Genomic DNA, 12,718 nt, shown 5'->3' on the forward strand with positions numbered 1-12,718 from the left:
TCAGAAATTGCCTCCGGGGCCCCCGAGTTCGCGGTGAATGAATTCGAAAATCTCCGCGTCGGACGCGTCGTGCAGAGTTTGCGTCACGGGCTCGGATTCGGGTTCGGTCCGGTCGTCGCCCCACCGGGCGATGAACGCCTGCATCTGCACCAGCAGTTTCTGCCGGGTCAGCGGGTCCGGCGTGCCGGCCGAGAAGAGGTCGTCCACCTTCTCCAGCTCGGTCAGCAGCCCGGCGGTGGCGGTCTCCCCGCCGGTGACCACCTGGCCCCGCAGGTGCCGGGCCAGCGCCAGCGGGGTCGGGTAGTCGAAGACGACGCTCGCCGGCAACGTCACGCCGGTCGCCGCGCGGAGCCGGTTACGCAGCTCGACCGCGGTCATCGAGTCGAAGCCGACCTCCCGGAAGGCCCGCACCGGGCTCAGCTGGCCGGTGTCGGTGTGACCGAGCACCGTCGCCGCCTGGCGGCACACCAGCTCGACCAGGATCTCGTCCCGGTCGGCCTCGCTCAGCGGAATGAGCCGTTCCCGCAGGGCGGTGACCGCCGTCTCGTCCGCCGACCCGTCGTCGTCGAGGGCACGGACCGCCTCGGCGGCCTCGGGGATCTCGACGATCAGCGGCCGGGGCCCCATGGCCGCGAGGACCGGCGCGAACCGGTCCCACCGGACGTCGGCGACCACGACGAGCGAGCCGTCCCGGACCGCCCGCCGCAGCGCCTCGGTGGCCAGCTCCGCCGGCATCCCGGGCAGCCCGCGCCGGTCGAGCTGGTCCAGTTCGGCGTCGGTGGTGCCGTCCTGCCACGGGCCCCACGCCACCCAGCTCACCTGTCGCCCGGCGCGCTGCCGGTTGGTGGCCAGCGCGTGCAGCAGCGCGTCACCGGCGGCCTGCCCGGTCCGCCCGGCCAGGCCCCACACCCCGGCGAGAGAGGAGCAGAGCACCAGCGGTCCGGGCGACTGGTGCTCCAGCTCGTCGGCGTACCGGGGGATGTCTCCGACGGTGGCGGCCAGGTCGGCGGCCAGGTCGGCGAGGGTGAGCCGGGCCAGGGGCAGGTCTCCGGTCCCGGCCGGCAGGTGCACCACCGCGGTGACCGGGCTGCCGTCGGCCGCGAGCTGCGCCATCCGGTCGGCGAGCTTTCCGCCGACCGGCTCGTCCAGCGGCAGCACCGTGGCGCCCGCCCCGGTCAGCCAGGCCGTCGTGTGCCGGGCGACCGGGCCGGTACCGCCGCCGACCAGCACGGTGCCGTGCGGGGTGTACCCGTCGACGGCGGCCGCCGGGCCGGTGTGCCGGACCAGCCGCCGGGCGTACGTGCCGGAGGCACGCACCGCGAGCTGGTCCTCGCCCTCGGCGTTGGTCAGCGCGACGGCCAGCGCGCCGGTCACGTCCGCCGGAAGCCCGCCGGGCAGGTCGACGACGCCGCCGACGTGCCGGGGGTGTTCCAGCGCGGCGGCCAGCCCGAGGCCCCAGGTGGTGGCCTGGGCGGGGTGTGCCACCGACTCGTCGTCGGTGGCGACCGCGCCCGTGGTGGCCAGCCAGAGCGGCGCGGCCGGGCCGTCGACGTGCGCCTGCGTCAGCAGCAGGTTGGCCGCCAGGCCGGTCGGCAGCGCGGGCTGCTCGGGGTGTGGCGCCTCGTCCAGGGCGAGCAGCGAGAGCAGGGCCGTCGGCTGGTACGCCTCCCGTGCGGCGGCCAGTTCGGCGGCGATCCCGTCCCGGCTGGCCGTCGCCGCGTCCACGGTCAGGACGTGCACCACCGCGCCGGCGGCGGTGAGCGCGGCGGCGACCTCACCGGTGATCTCCCGCTGCGGGGCGATCAGCAGCCACGTCCCCGGCTGGCCGGCGGTGAGCCGCCGGGGCCGCCAGGTGATCCGGTACCGCCAGCCGGTGAGGGTGCCGTCGGATTCCTGGCGGCGTCGCCAGGAGTCCAGTTCGGGCAGTAGCTCCCGCAGCGGCTGACTGGCGTCGATGCCGAGCCGGTGCAGGTCGCCGTCGCTGACCGCCCGCCAGAACGCCGCGTCGACCTGGCCGGTCGCCGTGCCGGGACCGGTCGCCGCGATCGGCGTCGGCCAGTACCGCTGCCGCTGGAACGGGTAGGTGGGCAGTTCGGGCAGGGCGCGCGGCGCGGGTGGTGGCCCGGCCAGCGCGGTGAGCGGGCCGGTCCAGTCGACGGTCCGGCCGGTCGCCCAGTGCGCGGAGAGCGCGGTCAGCAGTGCGGTCGGCTCGGCGGAGCCGGTACGCAGCGTGGCGATGGCGGTGGCCCGCTCGGGCAGCAGGTCCGCGTTCATGGCGGTGAGCACCGCCGACGGCCCGACCTCCAGGAAGGTCTCGGCGCCCGCCGCGTGCAGGGCGGCGACGCCGTCGGCGTACCGGACGGCCTCCCGCACGTGCCGCACCCAGTAGTCGGGGGTGCGGATCTCGCCCGGGTCCGCGAGCGCACCGGTCAGGTTCGACACGACCGGCAGCAGCGGCTCGGCGAACGTCAACCCGTCCAGCACGGTACGGAACTCGGCCAGCATCGGCTCCATCAGCGGGCTGTGGAACGCGTGGCTGACCCGCAGCCGGCGGGTCCGCGCGCCTCGGCCGGACCAGATCCCTTCCAGCTCGTCGAGCGCGGCCACGTCACCGGAGACGACCACGGCAGCCGGCCCGTTGACCGCCGCGATCCCGACCCGCCCGGCGAACCCGGCGGTGTCGGTGCCGCGACGGCGACCGCCCTTTCCGGCCCGCGGACGGCGGCCGGACCCGGTGGCGTCGGCGCCACGACCGGTCAGTTCGGCCAGCGAGGCGAGCACCGCCGCCTCGTCGGCCGCGACCGCGAGCATCCCGCCACCGGTCGGCAACGCCTGCATCAGGCGGCCACGCGCCGCCACCAGAGCGCACGCGTCCGCCAGCGACAGCACACCCGCCACGTGCGCCGCCGTCACCTCGCCGATCGAATGACCGCCCACGAAGTCCGGCACGACACCGAACGACTCGACCAGCCGGAACAGCGCCACCTCGACCGCGAACAGACCGGCCTGCGTGAACACCGTCTGGTCCAGCAGCTCCGCCTCCGGGCTGCCCGCCTCCGCGAACAGCACCTCCCGCAGCGGACGCGGCAACAGCGAATCGAGGTGAGCGCACACCTCGTCCAACGCCGACGCGAACACCGGGAACGACCCGTACAACTCGGCACCCATGCCGGCGCGCTGCGCGCCCTGACCGGAGAACAGCACCGCCAGCGGACCGGTGCCGGCCGCCGTGCCGGCAACCACCGCACCCGACGGCTCACCGGCCGCCAACGCGCGCAGCCCGGACAGCAGCTCCTCCCGGTCAGCCGCGAGAACCACCGCCCGGTGGTCCAACACCGAACGGGTCAGCACCGACGACCAACTCACGTCCACCGGCCGCAGACCGGCGTCCCCGGCCAACCACGACGCCCACCGGCCCGCCTGGCGGGCCAGCGCGCCGTTCGACCGGGCCGAGACCAGCACCGGCAGCGTCGGGCGGCCCGAACCGCCGGTGGCCGCTTCGCCGCCGGTCTGCTCCGACTCGTCCACGTTTTCCCGGCCGGCACCTGAGCCGGTCCCGGTGGGCTCGTCGGCGACCAGTTCGCCGTCGACGACCACGGGCGGCTGTTCGAGGATGACGTGCGCGTTGGTGCCGGAGATGCCGAACGACGACACCGCCGCCCGGCGCGGCCGGTCCACCGCCGGCCAGGAGGTCGCCTCGGTGGCGAGGCTGACGGCACCGGCGGTCCAGTCGACGTGCGGCGACGGCTCGTCCACGTGCAGGGTCGGCGGGACGAGACCGTGCCGCATCGCCATGACCATCTTGATGATGCCCGCGACACCGGCGGCGGCCTGGGTGTGGCCGATGTTCGACTTGATCGAGCCGAGCAGCAGCGGCCGGTCCCCCGGCCGGTCCTGCCCGTACGTGGCGAGCAGTGCCTGCGCCTCGATCGGGTCGCCGAGCATCGTGCCGGTGCCGTGCGCCTCCACGGCGTCCACGTCCGCCGCGGTGAGTCGCGCCGACGCCAGGGCCTGCCGGATCACGCGCTGCTGCGACGGCCCGTTCGGGGCGGTCAGCCCGTTCGACGCGCCGTCCTGGTTGACCGCGCTGCCCCGCACGACCGCGAGGATGCGGCGGCCGTCCCGGCGGGCGTCGGACAGCCGCTGCACCAGCAGCATGCCCACGCCCTCGGACCAGCCGGTGCCGTCGGCGGCGGCGGCGAACGCCTTGCACCGCCCGTCCTGCGACAGCCCCCGCTGCCGGGAGAACTCGACGAACGTGGTCGGGGTGGCCATGACGGTGACGCCGCCGGCCAGGGCGTAGTCGCACTCCCCCGACCGCAACGCCTGGGCCGCCAGGTGCAACGCCACCAGCGACGACGAGCACGCCGTGTCGACGGTGACCGCCGGTCCTTCGAGGCCGAAGGTGTACGCGACCCGGCCGGAGAGCACGCTGCCCGAGTTTCCGGTGCCGACGAAGCCCTCGACGCCGTCGCCCGCACCCGCGAGCTGGGAGGCGTAGTCGTGGTACATGACGCCGGCGAAGACGCCGGTGCGGCTGCCCCGCAACCGCTGCGGGTCGAGGCCGGCCGACTCGAACGTCTCCCACGACGTCTCCAGCAGCAACCGCTGCTGCGGATCCATCGCCAGGGCCTCACGCGGGGAGATCCCGAAGAAGGCCGGGTCGAACTCGGCCGCGTCGTACAGGAAGCCACCGTGCCGCGTGTACGACGTGCCGCTGCCGTCCGGATCGGGGTCGAAGAGCCGGTCCAGGTCCCAGCCGCGGTCGGTCGGGAACTCGGAGATCCCGTCACCGCCGGTCGCCAGCAACGCCCAGAGCTGCTCGGGCGAGGCGACCCCGCCCGGGTAGCGGCAGGCCATGCCGACGATCGCGATCGGCTCGTCGACACCCACCGTCACCACGCCGGCGGTGGCCGATTCCGCGGCCGGCACCCCGACGAGTTCCTGGTGCACGTGCTCCGCGAGGACCTGTGGCGTCGGGTAGTCGAACACCAACGTCGACGGCAACCGCAGGCCCGTCGCGGCGTTGACCCGGTTGCGCAGGTCCACGGCCGTCAGCGAGTCGAAGCCCAGCTCCCGGAACGCCCGGTCCGCCGGCACCTGCTCGGCGGAGCCGTGCCCGAGCACCTGCGCCACCAGGCCCCGCACCAGCACACCCATGCGGGCCCGGGCCTCCTCGACCGGCAGCCCCGCCAGCCGCGCGGCCCAGCCTCCGCCCTGCCCCGCCTGCCGGCGCGACGACGTCCCGCCCAGCAGCACCCGCAGCATCGCCGGCACGCCGGTGGCACCGGCCTGGGCGCGCATCGCCGCGAGATCCAGCACCGCCGGCACCAGCACGGGCCGGTCGGCGCGCACCGCCGCGTCGAACAACTCGACACCGGTGTCGGCGCTCATCGGGCTCAGGCCGGTACGGGACATCCGCGCCCGGTCGGCGTCGCTCAGGGCGGCGGTCATCCCGTCGGTGTCGGTGTCCCACATGCCCCAGGCCAGGGACACCGCCGGCAGGCCCCGGTCGCGCCGGTGCACGGCGAGGGCGTCCAGGAACGCGTTCCCGGCCGCGTACGCGCCCTGCCCCGGCGAGCCCAGCACACCCGCGATCGACGAGAACAGCACGAACAGGTCCAGATCCAGGCCGGCGGTCGCCTCGTGCAGCCACCACGCCGCATCCACCTTCGGCGCCAGCACCGACGCCAACCGCTCCGGCGTGATCCCCGTCAGCACGGCGTCGTCGAGGACACCCGCCGCGTGCACCACGCCCGCGAGCCGACCGGCGGCGGTGATCTCCGCGACCAGGGCGTCCACCTGCTCCCGGTTGGTGACGTCGCACGCCACCACCCGGGCCTCGGCGCCCAGCCCGGCCAGCTCCGTCACCAGCTCGGACGCCCCCTCGGCGTCCGCGCCCCGGCGGCTGACCAGCACCAGCGAGGACACCGACCACGCCGACACCAGGTGCCGGGCCAGCAGCGCGCCCAACGCACCCGTACCACCGGTCACCAGGACGGTGCCGGCGACCGGCGAAGGCGCGGAGACGGCCGTACCGGTGGCCCGGACCAGCCGGGGCGTGAACACCCGGCCGCCGCGCACCGCCACCTGGCCGCCCGTCGCGGACGCGTCCGCCACCACGCCCGCGAGCAGCCCGAGGGTGCCCGCGTCGGGGTCGGCGTCCAGGTCCGCCAGCACGATCCGGTCCGGATGCTCCGACTGCGCCGACCGCAGCAGGCCCCACACCGCGGCCCCGCCCAGGTCCGTCGCCCCGTCGGACTCGGCGGCGGCGACGGCACCCCGGGTCAGCACCACCAGACGCGTGTCGCCCAGGCCGTCGGCCGCCAGCCAGGACCGCACGACGCCCAGCACGTCCGCGACGACGCCGCGGACCGCGTCCGGCGACTGCGCCCCGGCGGCGGGCACCGGCAGGACCAGCACCGTTGGCGCCGCCGGGTCCGTCGCCACCTCATCGATGCCGGCGTACGACGGCAGCCCCGCGAGGTCGCCGCCGAGCACCGCCCAGCCGGCCGGGTCGCCCGCCGCGACGGCCTGCTCGGCCTGCCACGCCACCTCGAACAGCGACCGGCCCGCCACGCCCGAGGTGGGCAGGCCGGTCATCTCCCGCAGCACCACGGAGTCGACCGACACGACCGGCGCACCGGTCTCGTCGACCGCCGTCAGCCGCACCGCCGACCCGTTCCGGGTCAACCGGACCCGCAGCACGCCCGCACCGGCGGCGTGCACCTGCACACCCTCGAACGCGAAGGGCACCTTCGGCCCCGGGGCGCCAGCGGCGGCGTCGCCCCCGTCCGCGTCGGCCCGCAGCAGCCCCATCGCGTGCAGGGCCGCGTCCAGCAGCGCCGGATGCATCCCGAAGCCCGTGGTGCCGCCGGTGGCCTCCTCCGGCAACGCCACCTCGGCGTACACCGCGTCGCCGGACGTCCACGCCCGACGCAGCCCCTGGAACACCGGCCCGTACGACAGGCCGCGCTCCGCCAGCGCCGGGTACCAGCCAACCAGGTCGGTCTCGGACGCGTCCACCGGCGGCCAGACGCCGACTCCCGGCTCCCCCGGCAGCGCCGGTTCCAGGATGCCTTCGGCGTGCTGGGTCCACGGCGCGTCGTCGTCCTCGGGCTGCGAGTGCACCGTCACGACCCGGGCACCCGCGTCGTCCGCGGCGCCCACCCGCACCTGCACCCGCACCCCACCGGAGGTCGGCAGCACCAGCGGGACGCCGAGGGTCAGCTCCCGTACCCGCGAGGCGTCGACCTCGTCGCCGGCCCGCACCACCAGCTCGATCAGCGCGGTGCCCGGCACGATCACCGCACCGGAGACCGCGTGGTCGGCCAGCCAGGCGTGCGACGACAGCGACAGCCGGCCGGTGAGCAGCACCCCGTCGCCGCCGGCCAGCCGCACGGCCGCGCCGAGCAGCGGGTGGTCCGCGATGCCGAGGCCGGCCCCGGAGACGTCGCCCGGCCGGGCCCGGCTCGGTTCCGGCCAGAAGCGCCGGTGCCGGAAGGCGTACGTGGGCAGGTCGACGCGGACGGTGTCGGCGTCGGCGTACCACTGGGTCCAGGTGACGGGGACGCCGGTGACGTGCAGCTCGGCCAGGGCGTGCAGCAGGGCGTGCGCCTCGGGCCGGTCACGACGCTGCACCGCCACGGACGAGACGTCCTCGGGCAGCAGGTCGGCGTGCATCGCGGTCAGCACGCTCTGCGGCCCGACCTCCAGGAACGTCGCCACCCCGGCGGCACGCAACGCGGCGACACCGTCGGCGTACCGGACGGCCTCGCGGACGTGCCGCACCCAGTAGTCCGGGCTGCACAGCGTGCCCGCGTCGGCGAGCGCGCCGGTCAGGTTCGACACGACCGGCAGCAGCGGCTCCCGGAACGTCAACCCGTCCAGGACCGTACGGAACTCCGCGAGCATCGGCTCAATGAGCGGGCTGTGGAACGCGTGGCTCACCCGCAAGCGACGGGTCCGCGCCCCCTGCTCCGCCCAGTGCGCCTCAAGCTCGTTCAGGGCGTCGACCGCGCCGGAGACGACCACGGCGGTGGGACCGTTGACGGCCGCGACCCCGACCCGGTCGGCGCCAGCCAGCCCGGCCAGCGACTCCCGCACCGCCGCCTCGTCGGCCGCCACCGCGAGCATCCCGCCACCGGTGGGCAGCGCCTGCATCAACCGGCCCCGCGCCGCCACCAGGGCACACGCGTCCACCAGCGACAGCACCCCGGCCACGTGCGCGGCGGTCACCTCACCGATCGAATGCCCACCCACGTAGTCCGGCACGACCCCGAACGACTCCACCAGCCGGAACAGCGCCACCTCGACCGCGAACAGACCGGCCTGCGTGAACACCGTCTGATCCAACAGCTCCGCCTCCGGGCTGCCCGCCTCCGCGAACAACACCTCCCGCAGCGGACGCGGCAACAACGGATCGAGCTGCGCGCACACCTCGTCCAACGCCGACGCGAACACCGGGAACGCCGCGTACAACCCGGCACCCATGCCGGCGCGCTGCGCACCCTGACCGGAGAACAGCACCGCCAGCGGACCGTTGGCGGTCGCCGCGCCGGTCACCACCGCGCCCGACGGCTCGCCCGACGCCAGGCTCCGCAGCCCGGCCAGCAGGTCGTCCCGGTCGGCGGCGACGACCGCCGCACGGTGCTCCAGCACCGCGCGGGTCGTCACCGACGACCACGCCACGTCCACCGGACGCAGCGCCTCGTCGGCCGCGAGCCAACGCGCCCACCGGCCCGCCTGCGCCGCGAGGGCCGGCCCCGTCCGCGCCGACAGCAGCACCGGCACCGCCGGCGGCACCCGGCGCTCGACGACCTCGCCCTCGACCACCTCGGCCGGCGGCTGCTCGACGATCACGTGCGCGTTCGTGCCCGAGATCCCGAACGACGACACCGCCGCCCGGCGCGGCCGGTCCACCACCGGCCACGGCGTCGCCTCCGTCGCCAGGGCCACGGCCCCGGTCGTCCAGTCGATGTGCGGCGACGGCTCGTCCACGTGCAACGTGGGCGGCACGATGCCGTGCCGCATCGCCAGGACCATCTTGATCACGCCGGCCACACCGGCGGCGGCCTGCGTGTGCCCGATGTTCGACTTGATCGAGCCGAGCAGCAGCGGCCGGTCCGCCGGCCGGTCCTGCCCGTACGTGGCCAGCAACGCCTGCGCCTCGATCGGGTCGCCCAGCGTCGTGCCCGTGCCGTGCGCCTCCACCACGTCGACGTCGGCGACCGACAGTCGGGCGTTGGCGAGGGCCTGCCGGATGACCCGCTGCTGCGAGGGCCCGTTCGGCGCCGTCAACCCGTTCGACGCGCCGTCCTGGTTGACCGCGGTACCGCGTACCACGGCCAGGATCCGCCGGCCGTCCCGCTGCGCGTCGGAGAGCCGCTGCACGAGCAGCATGCCCACGCCCTCGCCCCAGCCCGTGCCGTCCGCGGCGGCGGCGAACGCCTTGCACCGCCCGTCCGGCGACAGGCCCCGCTGCCGGGAGAACTCGATGAACGTCCCCGGCGTCGCCATGACCGTCACGCCGCCCGCGAGGGCCATGTCGCACTCCCCCGAGCGCAGCGCCTGCACCGCCAGGTGCAGCGTCACCAGACTCGACGAACACGCGGTGTCCACGGTCACCGCCGGGCCCTCCAGGCCCAGCGTGTACGCCACCCGCCCGGAGGCGACGCTGCCGGAGGTGCCGGTGCCGAAGTAGCCCTCGACCTCCTCCGACACCTCCATCAGGCGCGTCGTGTAGTCGTGGTACATCACCCCGGCGAAGACGCCGGTGCGGCTGCCGCGCGCGGTGGACGGGTCCAGCCCGGCGGACTCGAACGCCTCCCATGTGCTCTCCAGCAGCAGTCGGTGCTGCGGATCCATGGCGAGGGCCTCACGCGGCGAGATCCCGAAGAAGTCGGGATCGAACTCGGCCGCCCCGTCGAGGAACGCGCCGTGCCGGGCGTACGAGGTGCCGCTGTGGCCCGGGTCCGGGTGGAACAGCGACTCCAGGTCCCAGCCGCGGTCCGTCGGGAACTCCCGCATCGCGTCCGCGCCGGCGGCCACCAGCTCCCACAACTGCTCGGGGGTCTGCACGTCGCCGGGGAAGCGGCAGGCCATGCCGATGATGGCGACCGGCTCGTCGAGGACCGCCACGGCGGTCCCCCGCGTCGGCGCCGCGTCCACCCGGCCCGCGATCTCCCCGTCGAGGAACTCGGCCAGCACGACCGGGGTGGGGTAGTCGAAGGTGATCGTGGCCGGCAGCCGCAGGCCGGTGGCGGTGGCCAGCCGGTTGCGCAGCTCGACCGAGGTCAGCGAGTCGAAGCCCAGGTCCTTGAACGGCCGCTGCGGGTCCACGCTCCCGGCCGACCGGTGCCCCAGCACCCCCGCCACGCTCCCGACGACCAGTTCGACGAGCTGTTCCCGGCGTTCGGCCGGGCTCAGCGCCGCGAACCGCTGGCCCACCGCCAGCTCTCCGCCGCCCGGCTCCCCCGCCCGTCGCCGGGCGGGCTGACGCAGGAGGTTGCGCAGCATCGCCGGTACCGCACCGGTCACCCGCGCGGGCAGCTTCATCAGTACGAGGTGCGCGCCGCCGTGCCGCTGCGCGGCGTCGAGGAGGGCGAGCCCCTCGGCGTCGGTGAGCGGGCCGCTGCCGGCGCGGATGGCCCGCCGGTGCTCGGTCGCCTCCAGGTGGGCGGTCATGCTGCTGGTGGTGGCCCAGAGCCCCCACGCCAGGCTGACCGCCGGCAGGCCCTGCTCGCGGCGCTGCCGGGCGAGGGCGTCCAGGAACCCGTTCGCCGCGGCGTAGTTGCCCTGCCCGGGCGAGCCCAGCGTGGCCGCGATGGACGAGAACAGCACGAACGCCGACAGGTCCAGGCCCGCCGTGGCCTCGTGCAGTGCCCACGCGGCGTCCACCTTCGGCGCCATGACCGCGTCCAGCGTCTCCGCGTCCAGCGAGGTGATCGTGGCGTCGGCGATCACCCCCGCGGCGTGCACCACCGCGGTCAACGGATGCGCCTGATCCACCCCGGCGACCAGGTCGGCCACCTGGGCCGGATCGGCGACGTCCACGGCGACGGCGGTCACCGTCGCGCCGTCCTCGGTCAACCGGTCGACCAGCGCGGCGTAGTCGCTGCCCTCGGCGGGGGCCCGCCGGGAGGCCAGCACCAGGTGCCGGGCCTGCCCCGTGGCGACGAGGTGCCGGGCCACGATGCCGGCCAGCGTGCCGCTGGCACCCGTGATCAGCACGGTGCCGTCCGGGTCGAACGCGGCCGGCAGCACCCCACCGGCGTGGGCGTCCTGGCTGCGGTGCGGCGACGTGGGCCGCACCAGCCTGGGCACGTACACCCGGCCGTCGCGGACCGCGAGTTGCCCGCCGGTGGCGGCCGGGTCGGCGGCTGCGGCGGCGAGTACCGCCAGGGTGTCGGCGTCCGGTTCGCGGTCGAGGTCGGCCAGGACGATGCGGTCGGGGTGTTCCGACTGGGCCGACCGCAGCAGGCCCCACACGGCCGCACCCGCGGCGTCGGCCAGCCGGTCGTCGTCCCGGGCCACCACGGCGCCCCGGGTCACGACGACCAGCCGCGCGTCCGCGAGCGCGTCGGCAGCCAGCCAGGGCCGCACCGCCGCGAGGACATCGGTGGTGACCGCCCGTACGGCCTGCGGAACGGGCACGTCGAGCCCGCGGACGGGCACCGGGAGCAGCACGGCCGTCGGTGCGGGCTGTCCCGCCTCGACCGCGGCCAGCAGCGCCGACACGTCCGCCACCACCCGCACGCCCGGCAGCTCGACCGGGACGGGGTTCCCCGGCTCGGCGCCGTCGACCGGCCGGCTGTCCGCCAGCGCCCAGAGGTCGACGTCCCGCGCCGGGGTGACGTCCTCGGCCTGCCAGGACACCTCGAACAGGGAGCGGTCCGCGACGCTCGGCGCGGCACCGGCGTCCATCTCCCGCAGCACGAGGGAGTCCACCGACACCACCGGGGCACCCGACCCGTCGTAGGCGACCAGGCGCACGCCGGAGCCCGCCCGGGTCGCCCGCACCCGCAGCGCCCGCGCGCCCGACGCGTGCACCTGCACGCCTTCGAACGTGAACGGCACCCGGGGCCCGGACGTGGCGTCGGTGTCGGTGTCCAGCAGCAGCCCGATCGGGTGCAGGGCGGCGTCGAGCAGGGCGGGGTGGACCTCGAACTGTCCGGCGGCCTCGGCCGCCGCGTCGGGCAGCGCGATCTCGGCGTACGCCTCGCCGCCGCCGGTCCACACCCGCCGCAGGCCCTGGAACACGGGCCCGTAGGCGAGGCCGTGGCCGGCCAGGGCGTCGTACCAGCCGGTGAGGTCCACCTCGGACACCCCGGCGGGTGGCCACGCCTGGAGCGCCTGCTCCGCGGACGACGCCGGCTCCAGCACGCCCTCGGCATGCCGCAGCCACTCGGCGTCGGCGTCCTCCTCCGGCTGGGAGTACACGGTCACCTGGCGCGCGCCGGACCCGTCGGCCACGCCGACGCGCACCTGCACCCGCACCGCACCGGACGGCGGAAGCGTCAGCGGCGCGGCGATGGTCAGCTCCTGCACCCGGGAGGTGCCCACCTCGTCACCGGCCCGCACCACCAGCTCCACCAACGCCGTGCCCGGCACCACCACCGCACCCGACACCACGTGGTCGCCCAACCAGGGGTGCGACCCGAGGGACAGCCGCCCGGTCAGCACCACCTCGTCGTCACCGGCGAGGCGCACGGCGGCG

At 75.8% G+C, this 12,718-nt stretch carries 1 protein-coding gene (cut by a window edge); it reads right to left on the reverse strand.

The features are described 5' to 3' along the window. Positions 1-12,718 carry the final stretch of a type I polyketide synthase gene (locus ABZ809_RS15325; protein ID WP_357563126.1) on the reverse strand. The gene runs 17,939 nt beyond the window's last position, so only the last 12,718 of its 30,657 coding nucleotides appear in the window; the start codon falls outside the window, past its right edge; it ends in the stop codon at positions 1-3.

This window comes from Micromonospora sp. NPDC047074, assembly GCF_040643815.1.
Taxonomy (GTDB): Bacteria; Actinomycetota; Actinomycetes; order Mycobacteriales; family Micromonosporaceae; genus Micromonospora.